Consider the following 16,913-nt stretch of genomic DNA (forward strand, 5'->3'; position numbering starts at 1 on the left):
ACCGACGGTGAAGATACCGAACTGCATCCGTCCTCCCGCCTTCCAGAACGTTGACGTTTCAACTATGCCCGTCCAACACGGTCGCTCCCACCCGTATTCCGCTGCTCAACAGGGGTCGGCGGCGCTCCGCGCGGCGGTCGTCCCGTTTCCGCCGGAGCGCGGATGGTCAAGGGGTTCAACCGCGGGGGCGCCAACGGCCCGGAGGACGCGGCCCGGCCCGCGGGCGCCCCCGGCGGACCCGAACGCGGCCGGCCGGTGCTCGGCGCACGCACCACGGTCCCGGGCGGCCACCGGTCGCACGGTCCGCCCACCGGTCACGCCCGCTCACGTCCGCGTTCCGCTGGCCCCCTGCCCCCCCCTGGCCCCGGCCCGCACCGTTCACCCGCTCGGCTCACCCCGATGGCTGCCGTCCGGCCCACCCGCCAGGGTCGCAAGAGAGAGCCCGGTGTCGACGCCGAAGGGGCCTGTGATGCGCCGCTATCCGCCCATCGCCGATCATGGTCTCACCGCAGACCCGCAGACCCGCGCGCCGGTCCCCTCCGGGGTTGTGCCCGACCGCCCGTGCTCTCCCCGTTCCGGCTCGCCGAGCGTCTTCGCCGCCCACCGCACGGTCCCCCGCCGCGCGAGCGGACCGGCTGCCGTGGTCCCCACCCCCGATGCCCCGGGCGCACGAGGCTAGGCCCGGCGATGTCGTCGCCGCACGACAGCGAGGACCTGTCGGCCACCGTGCTGGAGGCGCTGTTCACCCAGGCGCCCATGGGGCTGTACGTGTTCGACGAACAGCTGCGGATCGTGCGCTACAACACCGCGCGGCGCGGAGTGCGCGGACTGCCCGGCGACGCGGTGCTCGGGCGGCGGCTCGACGAGGTGGCGGAGGGCTTCCACGATCCGGAACTGCTCTCGCTCGCCCGTCAGGTGCTCACGGGGGAGGCGCGGGTCCGAGGCCGTCTGATCCGCGGCCGGCCGCCGGGTGGCCCGGAGCAGGAGACGGTGCTCTCGGTGTCGGCCTTCCGGGTCCGTCCCGGTGGCGGACAGGTCCTGGGCGTCGCCGTCGTGGAGGACGTCTCCGCACGCCAGCACACGGCCGACCGGCTGGACATCCTGCACGACGCCCACCAGGCCATCGGCACCAGCCTGGACGTGCGGGACACGGCGGACGCGCTGGCCGCGGTGGTGGTGGGCCGGTTCGCGGACGCGGTGTCGGTGGACGTGCTGGACGAGGCGGTGCGCGGCGCCGCGCTGTCGGGAGGTCCGGTCGACGCGGACGTACCCCTGCGCCGGGTCGCCTTCCGTTCGGTGAGGGACCCCGGGCGGCAGGGGCCCTCGGGCACTCTGGACACCTTCCCCTTCCCCACGCCCTTCAGCCGGAGCCTCCAGGACGCCTCGCCCCGGCTCGTCACCCACCTGACGCCGGACGAACCGTGGCTGGCCACCGATCCCGAGCGGGCCAGGCTGCTGACCGACGCGGGTGTGCACTCGCTCCTGATCACCCCGCTGGTGGTGCGCCACACCGTCCTCGGGGTCGTCTGCTTCTACCGGCACCGTGACCCTCGGCCGTACGACGAGGACGATCTCTCCCTGGCCGAGCAGCTGGCCCAGCGTACGGCGCTCAGCATCGACAACGCCCGCAGCTACGCCCGCGAGCGCACCATCGCGACCGGCCTGCAACGCCATCTGCTGCCCCGCACCCCGCCGCGGCTGACCGCGGTCGACACCGCCGCCCTCCACCTGCCCGGCACCACGGGCGGCGGCGGGGACTGGTACGACGTCATCCCCCTCTCCGGCAGCCGGGTGGCCCTGACCGTCGGCGACGTCGCCGGCAGCGGCATCGAAGTGGCGGCCGCCATGGGGCAGTTACGCACCGCACTGACGACCCTCGCGGTCCGGGACCTGGCGCCGGAGGAGCTGCTCACCTGCCTCGACGACATCACCGTCTCGTTGACGCGGGACACGGGCGAGCCGGTCACGGCGTCCTGCCTGTACGCGGTGTTCGACCCGGTGACCCGCTCCTGTACGGCCGCCAGCGCGGGGCACGCGCCCCCGGTGGCCCTCGGCGCGCTCGGCGATCCCCTGGTCCTCGAACCGCCCGCCGGCCCGCTGCTCGGCGCGGGGCGCGGCGGGTACGAGGCGGTGCGCGTCGAGCTGCCGGACGGAAGCCTGCTGGCGCTGTACACCAACGGGCTCGTCCGCGCGGCGCCGGGCGCCCGGCAGACCCTGCTGCGCGTCCTGAGCCATCCCGACCGCCCCTTGCGCCGGCTCGCCGACGACGCGGTGTACGCCCTCCTGCCCAGCCAGGGCGAGGACGACGCCGTTCTGCTGCTCGCCCGCACCCGCGGCCTGGCGGAGGACCAGCTCGCCGAGTGGACGCTGCCCAAGGATCCGGCCGTCGTCGGCACCGCCCGCCGGCTCGCCGAACACCAGCTCGCGGCCTGGGGACTGGGGGACCTCGCCTTCACGACCGAACTGATCGTCAGCGAACTGGTCACCAACGCCATCCGGTACGGCAGTCCACCGATCCGGCTGCGCATGATCCGCGACCGGAGCCTCATGTGCGAGGTGTCCGACGGCAGCAGCACCTCACCCCACCTGCGCAACGCCCGCGCCATCGACGAGGGCGGCCGAGGCCTGGCGCTCGTCGCCCAGCTCGCCGCCCGCTGGGGCACCCGGTTCGGACGCCGGGGCAAGACGATCTGGTGCGAGCAGGAGCTGGACGCCGGCTGAACGCGGGGGCCGTTCCGAGCCACCGCGGCCGGTCGGTGCCGTACCGGCCCGGCGGTCCGGTGAACCGGGGGTTCCGGCAGGCGTACGGCATGCCCCAGCGGGAAAGACCCGAACAGCGCGCCCGGGTACGGGTGCGCACGGGGAGCGGACGGGGGAAGGAGCGGGCGCATGCGTGCGACCGTGCTGGATGTGGTGCGGGACGTCGTCGACCGACACGCCCCGGGCGAACGGCAGTTGGTGGATGACCTGGCCGGCCTGGACTACGGCGTGGTGGTACGGCGGATCCGGCGGGCGTCCTCCGGCGGACGGTCCGACCCGCTGGGCTTCGGTCTCGACACCGTCGCGGCCATGGTCACACCCCTGGTCCTGCTGGTGGTCGACGAGGCGTGCCGCGCCGCCGTCGCGGACGGCACCGGGCGGCTGATGAGCCGGGCCGCGACCGCCCTGGGACGGCTGCGCCCGTCCGCCCGCCGCCCGGTCACCCCGCCCGAGGTGCCCCGCCTCGACCGGGAGCAACTGGCGTCCGTACGGCGGCGGGTGCACGAGGAGGCGGTCCGGCGCGGCTTCGCCGACGCCGACGGCCTCGCGGACAGCGTGGTCGCACGGCTGGCCCTGGCCGGCACGGAAGACCCGCGCGACGACCAGCCCGGTGAGGGCGGGGGGCGTCAGGAGGACGGGGCGGCCCGGTGAGCGGAGCCACGGAGGCGGCCGTGCCCCGCCCGGCGCCGCCGGCGCCCGACCCGGGCGTGCTGCCCGCCGGTACGTCCTTACGCTTCCTCGTCCTCGTCGTCGCGATGGCGGCGGCCACGATCGAGATGCTGACCGGCCTCCTGCGGACGTACCCCGTCCAGAACGTCGAGTTCGTCTGCGAGTTCGCGGCGGGCTACGACCCGGGCGGCAACGTCATCGACAACGTGACACGGAGCAACGCGCACGCGGAGGCGATCAAGGAGTGCGCCAAAGGCGCACCCGTGACTCCGGAGTGGTACGGCCTGGCCGGCAGTGTCGTCGTCCTGCTCGTGGCCACGGCCGTGTACCTGCTGCTGCCGCGCCGGAGACGGCGGCGGCACGGCCTGGTGCCCCTGCACGGCCGGGACCCGCGGGGCGAGATCCGGGCCGAGGTCGCCCGGTTGGCCGGGCTCGCCGGAGTGCGCGCCCTGCCCGACCTGGTGGTCGACCTGACCGCCTTCGACGCCGGCGCGAGCGTCTTCGGCCGGGCGGGCAGGCGCACCCTCCGCCTCGGCAACGGCCTGCTGCACGTCCGCCGCTCCGACCCGGCCCGCTTCCAGGCCGTGGTGCTGCACGAACTGGCCCATCTGCGCCACCGGGACGTGGACATCGCGTACGCCGTGACGGCACTCTGGCGGGCCTTCCTCATCCTGGCCGCCGTCCCGTTCACTCTCGTGCTCGGCGGGAGCCTCGTCGCGGCGGAATTCGGCTGGTTCATGGGCGCCGACGCCGTCTTCTGGCCCGCCTCCCGGCCGTACATGGTCCGGGAGATCGCGACCGCCGCGTTCCTGTTCCTGCTGGTCGTCCTGGCGCGCGCCGACACCCTGCGCCACCGCGAGCTGTACGCCGACCGGGGAGCCGTGGCCCTGGGCGCCGATCCCGCTGTCTGGCGGGCGCGGGCCGAGCGAGCCGGGGCACGGGGCCGCCCGGCCCGGAGCGTGTCGGCGTTGTGGCGCAGTCACCCGTCCTGGGCGGAGCGGCGCCGGGCGCTGGAGGACCCGGCGGCCCTGTTCGCGCTGACGGACGTGCCGTTGTTCCTGCTCGGGGCGGTGACCCTGGTCACCGGCAACGCGCTGAGCGACCAGTGGGACGCACGCCCGGCCGCCTGGCTCGTCGGGGGCTTGGCGGCTGCCCTCCTGGCGGTCTCGGTCTGGCGCGCGGCCCTGTACGCCGCGCACCGGGGCGCCCCCGGCCCGTCGGGCGTGCGGGCCGGCTCGGCGCTCGGACTCGGCCTGGTCTGCGGGGAGTTGCTGTCCGGATCGAGCATCGGCCCGGACTGGTGGCCCGCACACCTGGAGCCCCTGCTCTTCCCGTTCCTCGGGGGCGTGGCCTACGTCTGCTGGCTGGCCGGGTGCGCCCGGCTGAGCGTGCGGGACACCTCGGGCACGCCGCGCGCCCTGCGCGCGGCGGTGCTGGTCGCGGCCGTCGCGGGCTGCGTCGTGGCGGCGGCCGGTCTGAGCTGGTGGATGGAAACGGGCAAGCTGTGGCTGGCCGGGAACCCGTACCAGGCGGGCGGACTGGAACAGGACATCCGCCGGATGTTCCCCGGCCCGTGGGGGACGCAGGAACAGTACGCGGCGGTGCTGCCCTGGATCGCCTCGGTGCTCACGAGCGTGAGCGTCGCGGGCTCGACCCCCGTGATCGCGGCGGCCGCGGTGGTGCTGTGGGTGTACCCGGCCGTCCTGCTGCTCGGACGGCCACGGGCGACGGGGCTGCGCTCCACGCTCCTGGCCGGCCTGGCCGGGGGTCTGCTCGCTGCGGCCGCCCTGGCGGCGGCGATGGCGTACGCCCACACCTGGCGCCCTCCGCTCGGCGAGCGGGGCACGGCCTTCGGCGTCGTCTACATGTGGTGGCGGACCGTCGCCCTGTGGACCGGCGTGGCCGTGACGGCGGCCGTCGTCGCCGTGACCACCCGCACCCACCGGCTGCCCCGCGCCCTGGCCGCCGCCGGCATCGCCCAGATCCTGGCGCTGGCGGGGCAGTTCCCGCTCCAGTCCGCCGACGGCTGCCTGGGCCCACTGCGGGTCATGGGCGACACCTGCCACTGGCTGCCCGACGCGTCCTGGTCGCTGACCGAGATCCTGGTGCCGACGGCCGTGCCGGCGATGTTCGGCGCCGCTCTGGTCGCCGCGCCCCTGGCCCGGCTGCCCCGCGCCCAACGGCCCCCGGTGCCCGCGGGGGCGCTACGGCGGTCCTGGCCGACCCGCGTCGCCGTGGGCGCCGTGGCGGTCCTGGCCGTGGCGTCGTCCGTGGTGGCTGTGCGTTCGGTGACGGGCGGCGGTGGTACGGCCCTGGCCGTACCCGACAGTCCACCGGCCGCCGGCACCGACGAACGGGTGCGCAGCTTCCAGTTGCTGGCCTGGTTCAAGACGAGCGGCCAGGCCGACATCACCGCCGTGGCGTCTCGCTACACCGCGTTCGCGCAGTGGTTCAAGGAGTCGACGGACGCCGAGACCGGTGCCGTCGACGGTGACACCCTGCGCCCCATCTGCGTCGGCCTCGCCCGCGACACGGCCACGGCCCGGCGCCATCTGGGCGTCCCCGACCCGGAACTGGGCCGCGCGTGGTCCAGGCTGCTGGCCAGGAGCCGGGACGCGGCCCGCGCGTGCACGTCCGTGCTCGACTCGGACACCGACGACGTGCGGCGCAACACCAAGATGCTGGAGGATCTCGTCGCCGCCTACGAACAGGCGACCCGGACCGTCCCGCCCCTGACGCAACGCGTCACGACCGCGCTGGAGCAGTGGCCGCAGTGGAAGAAGACCGGCTGATCGGCCCGGCATGACGCCGGCCCTCCGACCACGGCGGCCGATGCAACTCGTTGCACGGGAGGTTTCCCCCGCCGCGGTGCGACGCGGCTCCCGCGCGTGCGGTTGTCGTCCGTCGGCCGGCACGGGATGCTGAGTGAGCACGGAGGGAAGCGGTGCCATGGATCGTTTTCCGCATGCCGCCAACGTCGATTTCCACAGTCCGCTGGACCTCACCAAGGCCGCCGCCGCGGTACTGGACGCCGAAGGCCGCGTTTCCGGATGGGGATCCTCGGCCGAGCGCCTGCTCGGGCATTCCCCCGAGGACGTGCTCGGGAAGCCGGCTGCCCGGCTGCTCGCGGCGACCCCGGGGCAGCGGCTGCCCACCCTCTGCAAGCTCTGCCAGGGGCACAGGCCCCGCAGCACCGTCCTGGACCTGTGCTGCCGGGACGGACGGACCCTGCGCGCGGCAGTGACCTTCAGCCCGCTCGCGCACCGCGGCGCCGCCGCGACCGTCGTGGTCGCGGCCGACCTGGACACGCTGCGCGGCTGGGAGGCGCAGCTGGCGATGTTGCAGGGGCTGACGACCGAGTCCGCCGTGGGCCTGACGATCTTCGACACCGACATGCGGGTCGTCTGGGGGAACGTCTCCACCGATCTGGAGCTGGCGGGGATCGACCAGTACATCGGCCGCCCGGCCGCGGATCTCTTCCCGGAGGGCGAGTTCATCTCCCGCCACCACCCTCCGGACGAAGACCAGATCATGGAGCACGTGCTGACGACGGGGGAACCGATCATGGGCATGCACTACCGCGGGCGTGCCCCCGCCGACCCGGTGCGCGAGCACGTCTGGTCCTGCTCCTACCACCGGCTGGTGGACGCCCGGGGCGAACTGCTGGGGCTCTTCGAGGAGTCCCTGGACATCACCGACCGCTACCGCGCCCAGGAACGACTGTCCCTGCTCGTACGGGCGGGCAAGCGCATCGGTGCCTCGCTGGACGTGCGTCGCACGGCCGCGGAGCTCGCGGACGTGGCGGTACCCCAGCTGGCTGACGAGGTGCTGGTGGACCTGCCGCCGGCGGTCATCGAGGGGCGCCAGCCGCCCACGGGCTCGGCGCCGGGGCACAGCCTGCTGCGGATGCACGGCCGGACTCCGGAGGAGTTCCGGACCAGTCCGGTCTCCTACCCGCCCTCGTCACCGCAGGCGCAGAGCCTGGCCACCAGCCGCCCCGTCGTCGACGCCTCCCCGTCCGTGGCCCCGGGCGGGACGGGACCGGCCGCCTCGCACTCCTGCCTCTTCGTCCCGCTGCTCACCCGCAACGCGGTCCTGGGCCTCGCCACCTTCCGGCGCAGCAGCAACCCCGACCGCTTCGGGCCCGAGGAGCAGACGCTCGCGGTGGAACTGGCCGAGCGGGCCGCCGTGGGCATCGACAACGCCCGCCGCTACACCAGCCAGCACGCGGCGGCCCTGGTACTCCAGCGGAGCCTGCTGCCCCAGCACCTGCCCGAGCAGAGCGCGGTCGACGTGGCGTACCGCTACCTGCCCGCCGACAGCCGCGTGGGGGTGGGCGGCGACTGGTTCGACCTGATCCCGCTGTCCGGTGCCAGGGTGGGGCTGACCGTCGGCGACGTGGTGGGCCACGGGGTGCACGCGGCCGCGACCATGGGCCGGCTGCGCGCCACCGTACGGACCCTGGCCCTGCTGGACCTGGATCCGGCCGAGCTGCTCACCCGGCTGGACGGGCTGGTCGCGCAGGACTCGGAGCCCGATTCCGATGACGGGCTGGGTGACGAGACGCTCGGGGTGACCTGCCTGTACGCGATCTACGATCCGGTCAGCGGCCGGTGCGTCTGGGCGAGCGCGGGCCATCCCCCGCCGGTCGTGGCCGATGCGAACGGCTCGGTGGCCTTGTCCGCGCTGGCGCCGGGGCCACCTCTGGGGCTGGGCGGCCTGCCCTACGAGAACGTCGAGCTGAGTCTGTCCAGCGGCAGCGTCGTGGCGCTGTTCACCGACGGGGTGGTGGAGGACCGGCACACCGACATCGACAGCGGAATCGACCGCCTGGCCCATGTCCTCACCTGGCAGCGGTGCCCCCTGGAGGAACTGTGTGACCGCGCGCTGTCGGCCCGGCCGCCCGGCCCGCAGACGGACGATGCCACGCTGCTGCTCGTCCGCACCCGGCGGCTCGGCACCGACCGCGTGGCGGACCTGGAGCTGCCGCCGGACCCGGCCATGGTGGCGCACGCCCGCACGGACACCGAGCGGCAGTTGACGGACTGGGGCCTGTCCGAACTGTCGTTCAGTGCGGCTCTCGTGGTGAGCGAGCTGGTCACCAACAGCATCCGGTACGCCACCGGGCCCGTCATGCTGAGGCTGATCAGGGACCGCTGCCTGCTGTGCGAGGTGTCCGACAACGCGCACACCGCGCCCCATCTGCGGCGGGCGCGCCGGGACGACGAGGGTGGCCGCGGCCTCTTCCTCGTCGCCCAGATGTCCCAGCGCTGGGGGACGCGCTACACCGCGTCCGGGAAGACCATCTGGGCCGAGCTGGCCATTCCCTAGGAGCGCCGTGCCGCGGCGCAGCGGACGGCGACGGCGGCGATGTCGTCGTCCAGCCTTCCGCCGCTGTAGTGGAGCAGGTCCCGGTGGAGCCGGTCCAGCAGTTCCCGGGGTGCCGCCGGACCGAGTTGCCGCATCCACTCCGGTAGCGCGAAGAACGTGCCTGCACGGTCCCGGGTCTCCGTCACGCCGTCGGTGTAGAGCAGCATCTGGTCGCCCGAGGTGAAGGTGATGGTGTCGATGTTGTAGTCGTCTCCGAGGAGCGTCGCGAGGTTGAGGGGCGGCGAGGGAGCGGTGGGCTCAAGGACGCGGATTTCTCCGCTCCGCATCAGCAGGGGCGGGGGGTGCCCACAGTTGAGGATCCTCACCTGCCCGCCGCCGTACTGGATCTCGGCGATCAGAGCCGTGGCGAAGTGCTCGGGCTGATCGGGGTCGAGGATCGCGACACTGTAGCGGCCGATGCTGGTCTCCAGGCGATGGACGATGCTCCTCAGGTCGGGCTGGTCGTAGGCGTTCTCCCGGAAGCAGTTGATCACCGCCGAGGCGGCCCCCACCGCCGACAGTCCCTTGCCGCGCACGTCACCGATGAGCAGCCGGACTCCGTACGGGGTGTCGGCCACCTCGTAGAAGTCGCCTCCGATCCGGGCCTGCTCCTGGGCCGCCAGGTACAGCGACTCGATCTCGACGTCCTGGACCCGTCTCGGCAGCGGGCGCAGCAGCACCTGCTGCGCCGCGTCGGCGACGAGCCGGATCTGGAAGAGTGCCTCCTCGCGCTGGAGCCGCAGATGGCTCGTGTAGGCGGCCGCCGCAGTGACCGCGACGATCGCGGCCGCCGTGTAGGGCGTTCCGAGATCGGAGTAGACGAGGCCGAGTCCGGACATGACCAGCAGACAGAACGCCCCGAGCAGGATGGTCGGGACCACGGGCCACATCGCGGCGGCGAGGGCGGGGGCGGCGGGCAGGAGACGGCTGAAGGCGACCTCCCTGGGGGTGGCGAAGGCCAGGGCGGAGATCAGGACGGTCAGAACGACGGGCGGCAGCACCACGGCTCCGCGTCGCCCACCGTGGGGAGAGCGGTGACGCCGGGGCCGTCCTTTCCTGATCACTGAAGCATCTTATCGGGGCAAAACGGGCTTCGTTCCGGGACAAGGCATCCGCTCGATCGGCGTCGGCCGGTCCCCGGTGGTGCTATCAAGGGTGTATGGAGGTATTTTCCGGGCATCCTCGGGGCCCGGAACGTCATCCGCCCGTGGGACGCCAGCGTGAACGTCGCGCTTCCCTGCTGGACCTGCGCAGTGCGGCCGGTCAGGTGTTCCTTCTCCAGGTCGCCATCGTGGTCCTGCTCGTCCTGGCCACGGTGGTGGGCATGATCCTCCAGGCGGCGCGGGACGCTCTGCAGCAGGGGCGACGCGCGTCGGTCATCGCGGCCCAGTCCTTCGCGAGCGCCCCGGGCACGGCCGCGGCCCTGCGGAGCCGGGATCCGTCAGCGGTGCTCCAGCCACGGGCCGAGGCGGCGCGCAAACGCACAGGCATGGATTTCATCGTCGTCCTGAGCACGACCGGGATCCGGTACACGTACCCCTACCCGCGCGAGATCGGGAAGCAGTTCGTCGGCACCATCGAACCGGCGCTGAAGGGCCACACCGTCGTCGAGCAGGCCGGCGGGCCGCCCCTGCCCGCGGGCAGGGGGACCGACGTGCAGGCCGTGGTCCCGGTGACCGACCCGCGGGGCAAGGTGGTAGGGCTGGTCTCCGCCGGACTCACGGTCAGGAACGTCGCGGCCCTGTGGCTGCCGCAGCTGCCGATCATCCTGGGCAGTGGCGCGACCGCGCTGGCGCTGGCCACGGCGGGCACCACGCTGGTGTCCCGGCGGCTGCGGCGGCAGACGCACGGCCTGTCCCCGGTGGAGCTGGCGCAGTTGTACGAGCACCACGACGCGGTCCTGCACGCGGTGCGGGAGGGTGTGCTGATCATCGATGCCGACGGGCGACTGCTGCTGGCGAACGACGAGGCGACGCGGCTGCTCGGACTGCCGGAGGACCTACAGGGGCTACCGGTGCGGGAGCTGGGACTGCCGGAGCCGGTCATGCGCCTGCTGTCGTCGCCGGAGGCGGTCGACGATGAGGTGTATCGCGCGGGGAACCGGTTGCTGGCGGTGAACAAGCGGCCCACGTACCCGCGGGCCGCCCGGGGAGGCAGCGTGGTGACCCTGCGGGACACCACGGAACTGGCGGCGGTCTCGGGGCGGGCGGAGGTCGCACGGGAGCGGCTGGACCTGCTGTACGAGGCGGGCGTGGGGATCGGCACGACGCTGGACGTGGAGCGTACGGCCCAGGAGCTGGCCGAGGTGGCGGCGCCGCAGTTCGCCGACCTGGTGACGGTGGATCTGCTCGACGCGGTGCTGCGGGGGTGGGAGCCGACCGCCGAGGGCTGGCGGCAGCTGCGCCGGGCGGCGATCGGCGGCGCCCGGCGGAGGGTCCCGGTGTATCCGCTGGGCGAAGTGATCACCTTCTCGGCCCGGAGCCCGCAGATGCGGACGCTGCAGGAGGGACGGGGCGTGCTGGAGGCGGACCTGCGGCAGGCCCACGGCTGGCGGGAACAGGATCCGGAGCGCTCCCGAAGGGCCCTGGAGTGCGGGTTGCGGTCGCTGGTGACCGTGCCGCTGCGGGCGCGGAACGTGGCGCTGGGTGTGGTGAACTTCTACCGGACGGTGGAGTCCCCGGCGTTCGAGCCGGAGGATCTCGCCTTCGCGGAGGAACTGGCCGTGCGGGCGGCGGTGGCCATCGACAACGCGCGGAGGTTCACCCGGGAGCACGCCACGGCGGTGGCGCTCCAGCGCAGCCTGCTGCCGCGCGGGCAGCCGGACCAGGACGCCCTGGAGGTGGCCTGGCGGTATCTGCCGGCGGAGGCGGGGGTGGCGGGGACTGGTTCGACGTCATACCGCTCCCGGGTACCCGTGTGGCCCTGGTGATGGGCGACGTCGTCGGGCGCGGCCTGCACGCGGCGGCGACGATGGGCCGGCTGCGTACCGCGGTGCACAACTTCGCCGTCCTGGACCTGCCCGTGGACGAGGTGCTCGGGAACCTGGACGACCTGGTCGTCCGCATGGACGACGAGGAGCGCGCGGGTGATGCCGCGGGAGACCACGAGGGCGTGGGCGTGACCGGGGCGACCTGCCTCTACGCGGTCTACGACCCGGTGGCGGGGGCCTGCACCATGGCCCGCGCGGGGCATCCGGAACCGGTGGTGGTCCGCCCGGACGGGACGGTCACCTGTGCCGGGGTGCCGGCCTCGGCGCCCCTCGGTCTGGGCGGCTACCCCTTCGAGACCACCGAGCTGTCCCTGCCGGAGGGTTCCCAGCTGGTGTTGTACACCGACGGTCTGGTGGAGGACCGCGACCAGGACATCGACGTCGGGCTGGAGAGGCTGCGCCGGGCGTTGGACGGGTCCGGGAGCCGCACCCCGGACGAGACGTGCCAGACCGTGATCGACGCGCTCAAGCCGTCGCACTCCTCCGACGACATCGCGCTGCTCACGGCACGCACCCGGACGTTCCCGCCCTCCCGCGTGGCCGAGTGGGACGTGCCGTCGGATCCGGCGCTGGTTCCCTCGGTGCGGGCACGTTGCAGGGAGACGTTGCGCACGTGGGGGCTGGAGGAGACCGGATTCGCCACGGAGCTGATCGTCAGCGAGCTGGTCACGAACGCGATCCGGTACGGCTCACCGCCGGTGGGCGTGCGGCTGCTGCACGGGCGCTGTCTGATCTGCGAGGTCTCGGACGGCAGCGGCACCTCGCCCCGCCTGCGGCGGGCGGCTACCACGGACGAAGGCGGGCGGGGTCTGTTCCTGGTGGCACAGTTCGCTCAGCGATGGGGGACGCGGTACACCACCCGCGGCAAGGTCATCTGGGCCGAACAGGTTCTTCACGACGGCACGTCGGCCGCCCCGCGCCTCGCACCGGTCGACTTCCTCCTCGACCAGTTCGACCTCGACCAGTTCGACGATCCCGGCCTGTGAGCCGAGGTGACACCCCGGGCGCCGCCCTGCCCGGACATCACCCGGCGCGTCGGCGGCGGCGTCAGCGGCGGACCGCACCGACCATGGACGCACGCGACACGGAGCCCGTCGACCGAGGAGCTTGGAATGATCTTCATCACCGCGAAATTCCGGGTGCGGCCGGAGCACGCCGACCGATGGCCGGAGATCTCGGCCGCGTTCACCGAGGCGACACGCGCCGAACCGGGGTGCCTGTGGTTCGACTGGTCCCGCAGCGTCGACGATCCGACCGAGTACGTGCTCGTCGAGGCGTTCCGCGACGACGAGGCGGGCGCCGCGCACGTCCGATCGCAGCACTTCCGCGACGCGCAGCGGACGCTGCCGCCACACCTCGCCGAGACGCCGCGCATCGTCAACATGACGATTCCGCAGGAGGACTGGTCCCTGCTCGCGGAGATGGCGGGACAGGACGGGGACTGACCTGGCAGGGTGCCGCATCGTCGCCAAGATCGTGTGCGGACCGCCACTCCGACAGATGCGTGGCCTTCACCACAAATTGCCCATTTTTGGAGCTGGGTATGCCTATAAGTGATGGCATAGCTGGTTGCGCTCCTTCGGCGATCAGCGGAGGAATGCAAAGACCAGTGGCATGGAGAAGCGCTTGATCACGCTGTTCACACGTCGCACCGGGCTGGTGGCTACGACCGGCGTACTCGGCGGCGTACTCGCCCTCACGGCCCTAGGTGGTACGAGCAACGCCGCCACCGGCGACAACGACGCCGGGAACCAGCCGAAACCGCAGGCGCAGGCAAGCCAGGCGGCCACCCAGGAAGCCTCCGACGCCCGAATAAAGATCACGCCCGGGGAAGGCACCTACGGCGTCGGGATCGACGGCCCGGTCAGTGTGACCGTCAGCAAGGGCAAGCTCACCAAGGTGACCATGACCGCCGTCGCGACCGGTGCCGAGGTCCCGGGCACCCTGTCCGCGGACGGCACTTCCTGGAAGCCGGACGGACGGCTGGAGCGTGCCACCAGGTATCAGATCGCCGCCGAGGCCGAGGACGCCAAGGGCCGCTCCGCCACCGGCAACGCCACGATCACCACCGTCTCCCCGAACGACTTCATCGGGCACCTCTCCCCCCAGGACGGCTCGACCGTCGGCGTGGGCATGCCCGTGACGTTCACCTTCGGCAAGGCGATCGGCGACAAGGCCGCCGTGGAGTCGGAGATCCAGGTCAGCTCCAGCAGCGGCCAGCAGGTCGTCGGTCACTGGATGAACGACCACCGCCTGGACTTCCGCCCCGAGAAGTACTGGAAGTCCGGCTCCACCGTCACCGTCACGCTCAACCGAGACGGCGTCCGGAAGACGGTCAGGTTCAAGATCGGCCGGAGCCAGATCAGCACCGTCGACGCCAGGACCAAGCAGATGACCGTCGTACGGGACGGCAAGACGATCAAGACCATCCCGATCTCGTCCGGCAGCTCCGAGCACCCGACGTACAACGGCCAGATGGTGATCTCCGAGAAGTTCGGGCACGTCCACATGAACGGTGCGAGCGTCGGCCTGACGGAGAAGGACGGCAAGCCCTCGTACGACATCAAGGCCGTACCGCACGCCATGCGCCTGACCGACTCGGGCACGTTCATCCACGGCAACTACTGGGCCGCCGACTCGATCTTCGGCAAGGTGAACACCAGCCACGGCTGCGTGGGCCTGAAGGACGTCAGGGGCGGCGGCGACGGCAGGGAGCCCGCCGCGTGGTTCTTCGACCAGTCGATGATCGGTGACGTCGTGGTCGTCAAGAACTCCGACGACAAGACCAGCCTGGCCCCGGACAACGGCCTCAGCGACTGGAACATGCCGTGGAAGCAGTGGGTCGCGGGCAGCCCGACCGCCTGACACCACGACATGTATCAACAATGAGGTGCACAGGTTCAACAAGCCGGCGCCCCCGCAAAGATTCTCCGGAAATCGGTTCGCCAGGTTTATTTCGTGAACCGCCTGGGATATTCTTTTGAATTGTGGTGCATGCTGATGAAGGCGGAGTCGTTTCCGTCGACGCCGGTCGTCATCGGGCAGCCGTGTCGCCATGATCTGGGAAATAGTGGTCCTGGGTTTTGTACTCAGTCTCGACAATCTCCGAGTATCGATCGCGCTCGGCACGCTCCCATTCGGTTTGAAGCGCGCGGTGCAGGTCGCGCTGACCTTCGGGCTATGGGACGCGATCATGCCCCTGGTCGGGATGCTGATCGGTCACCAGATCGGGGAGTCCGTCGGGGACGTCGCCGATGTGGTGGGCGCGGCCGCGCTCGGCGGGTACGGCCTCTACCTCGTCATCTCGTCCCTCCGGAACCCCGAGCCGGACGAGCTGGACCACCCGTGGGCGTTGTTCGGCATCCCGTTGACACTGAGCCTGGACAACTTGCTCGCCGGGGCGAGCCTGGGGGTTCTCGGGCTCTCGCCGTGGTTCTCGGCCGCCGTCTTCGGCGGCATGACGGCCGTGTTGTCGCTGGTCGGGCTGCAACTCGGGCGGGCCGCGGCGCGCCTGATCCGGATCCGCTCGGACCTGATGAGCGGGGTCACCTTGATCATCGCCGCCGGGACGCTGCCGTTCTGGTTCGGCGACTGACCCGCTCCACCGGGAGGCAGGCCGGCCTGCGAACAGAGGAGCGGCGGAAGATCGCAGACCCGCGAGCCGGCAGGGGGCCTCGACCGCTCTGGCCGCCGGGTCGTCACCGGGCGACAGGTGGCAGACCCGGTCGGTGCGGGCGGGGCACCAGCGGAAGGTCGTCGTCCCGCGAGCCGGCGTTGGCGGCCTCGACCGCCCTGGCCACCAGGTCGTGGTCCGGCGACAGGTAACAGACCGGGTCGGTGCGGGCGGCGTCGCCGGTGAGCAGGAACGCCTGGCAGCGACACCCGCCGAAGTCCACCTCCCGCCGGGGGCAGCTCCGGCAGGGTTCCGGCATCCAGTCGGTCCCGCGGAACGCGGTCATCACGGGGGCCTCGGCCCAGATGCGCTCCAGCGGGTCCTCCCGCACACTCGCCCGCGGCAACGGCAGGGACTGGGCGGCCGGGCAGGGCAGGACGTCACCGTTCGGCGTCACGGTCAGCTGCCGGGAGGCCCAGCCGCCCATGCAGGGCTTCGGGTAGCGGCTGTAGTAGTCGGGGATGACGTAGACGATGTCCATACGGCCCCGCAACCGCTCGTCGGCGGCCCGTACGACGGCCTCGGCCGCTTCTAGCTGGGCCCGGCTCGGCAGCAGCGCGGCACGGTTCCGCCAGGCCCAGCCGTAGTACTGGGTGTTGGCGAGCTCCACCCGGTCCGCGCCCACCTCCTCGGCCAGGGCGAGCACGTCGGCGACGCGGTCGATGTTGTGCCGGTGCAGGACCACGTTCACCGTGAGCGGCCAGCCCAGCTCCTTGACCACACCCATCGCCTCGATCTTGCGCCGGAAGGACGGGATCCCGGCGATCCGGTCGGACACGGTCGGTTCGTCGGCCTGGATGCTGATCTGTACGTGATCCAGACCGGCGGCCCGCAACTGCTCGGCCCTCGGACGCGAGAACCCGAGGGCGCTGGTGATGAGGTTGGTGTAGAGGCCCAGGGCATGGGCGTGCGCGACGAGCCGCACCAGGTCGCGCCGCAGCAGAGGCTCCCCGCCGGACAGGTGGCACTGCAGGACTCCCAGGTCCTCGGCCTCGGTCAGCACCCGGAGCCACTCGTCAGTGGTCAGCTCGTCCTGGTAGTCGGCCAGGTTCAGCGGGTTGGAGCAGTAGGGGCAGGCCAGCGGGCAGCGGTAGGTCAGCTCGGCGAGCAGCCCGAGGGGGCTATCCATCGGTGAGCTCCACCCAGCGCCGGGCGACGAGCCGGCCCAGGAACTGCCTGACGTCGTCGTCGGGGACGGTCTCGTAGCGCGCGCCCAGTTCGCCCACGATCTCGGCCACGGTGTGCCGCCCGTCGCACAGTTCGAGGATGGCCGCGCCGCTGCCGTTCAGAACCACCACCGTCTCGGGGTGCAGCAGGACCTTGCACTGCCTGGTCCGGCAGAAGGTGAGCCGGACATGGGCCGCCAACCGGGGCCGGTCCGAGCCGGACACCCCGACGCCGGGCCGGGTCGTGCTGATGCTCCGGGTCGTGCCGGTATGGGTCGGGTCCATG

General features: G+C 72.5%; 10 protein-coding genes and 1 pseudogene. 8 read left to right on the forward strand and 3 right to left on the reverse strand.

Translation table 11 applies throughout. From position 1 onward, the window contains the following. Positions 1-687 precede the first annotated feature (687 nt). The 4 genes from C3492_RS31910 (at position 688) to C3492_RS31925 (ending at position 8,760) form a co-directional block, all read left to right on the forward strand. A complete protein-coding gene (locus C3492_RS31910; protein ID WP_103816128.1) occupies positions 688-2,721 on the forward strand; it encodes a SpoIIE family protein phosphatase in 2,034 nt (677 codons plus the stop codon). Between the two features lie 168 nt (positions 2,722-2,889). Next, complete coding sequence (locus tag C3492_RS31915; RefSeq protein ID WP_103816129.1) at positions 2,890-3,411, forward strand: hypothetical protein; 522 nt, start codon at positions 2,890-2,892, stop codon at positions 3,409-3,411. Continuing rightward, positions 3,408-6,221, forward strand: a complete 2,814-nt coding sequence (locus tag C3492_RS31920) for a M48 family metalloprotease (protein WP_308461170.1) — start codon at positions 3,408-3,410, stop codon at positions 6,219-6,221. Before C3492_RS31915 ends, C3492_RS31920 begins: the two co-directional genes overlap by 4 nt. Before the next feature lie 157 nt (positions 6,222-6,378). Continuing rightward, positions 6,379-8,760, forward strand: a complete 2,382-nt coding sequence (locus C3492_RS31925) for a SpoIIE family protein phosphatase (RefSeq protein WP_103816130.1) — start codon at positions 6,379-6,381, stop codon at positions 8,758-8,760. Here the strand turns inward: C3492_RS31925 and C3492_RS31930 are convergent. Further along, a complete protein-coding gene (locus C3492_RS31930) occupies positions 8,757-9,803 on the reverse strand; it encodes a PP2C family protein-serine/threonine phosphatase (protein ID WP_258056022.1) in 1,047 nt (348 codons plus the stop codon). The two genes, C3492_RS31925 and C3492_RS31930, sit on opposite strands and share 4 nt — an antisense overlap. A 155-nt stretch (positions 9,804-9,958) precedes the next feature. Here C3492_RS31930 and C3492_RS31935 point away from each other — a divergent pair. The 4 genes and pseudogenes from C3492_RS31935 (at position 9,959) to C3492_RS31950 (ending at position 15,383) form a co-directional block, all read left to right on the forward strand. Beyond that, positions 9,959-12,774, forward strand: a pseudogene (locus C3492_RS31935) (SpoIIE family protein phosphatase). 126 nt (positions 12,775-12,900) lie between these two features. Further along, positions 12,901-13,233: a putative quinol monooxygenase gene (locus C3492_RS31940; RefSeq protein ID WP_103816132.1), complete on the forward strand. Its 333-nt coding sequence runs from the start codon at positions 12,901-12,903 to the stop codon at positions 13,231-13,233. A 169-nt stretch (positions 13,234-13,402) separates the two neighbouring features. After that, a complete protein-coding gene (locus C3492_RS31945; protein WP_181140660.1) occupies positions 13,403-14,653 on the forward strand; it encodes an Ig-like domain-containing protein in 1,251 nt (416 codons plus the stop codon). Between the two features lie 190 nt (positions 14,654-14,843). Further along, on the forward strand, positions 14,844-15,383 hold the full coding sequence (locus C3492_RS31950; protein ID WP_103816133.1) for a manganese efflux pump: 540 nt from the start codon (positions 14,844-14,846) through the stop codon (positions 15,381-15,383). A 103-nt stretch (positions 15,384-15,486) separates the two neighbouring features. On the opposite strand, the gene pqqE is transcribed toward C3492_RS31950, so the two are convergent. Beyond that, positions 15,487-16,590, reverse strand: a complete 1,104-nt coding sequence (gene pqqE / locus C3492_RS31955) for a pyrroloquinoline quinone biosynthesis protein PqqE (protein ID WP_103816134.1) — start codon at positions 16,588-16,590, stop codon at positions 15,487-15,489. After that, positions 16,583-16,912 carry a pyrroloquinoline quinone biosynthesis peptide chaperone PqqD gene (pqqD, locus tag C3492_RS31960; RefSeq protein WP_103816222.1) on the reverse strand — a complete coding sequence of 110 codons (330 nt, stop codon included), beginning with the start codon at positions 16,910-16,912 and terminating at the stop codon, positions 16,583-16,585. The genes pqqE and pqqD overlap by 8 nt, the downstream gene beginning before the upstream one ends. Position 16,913: the final 1 nt, after the last annotated feature.

It is taken from the genome of Streptomyces sp. Ru62 (assembly GCF_002920615.1).
Classification (GTDB): domain Bacteria; phylum Actinomycetota; class Actinomycetes; order Streptomycetales; family Streptomycetaceae; genus Streptomyces.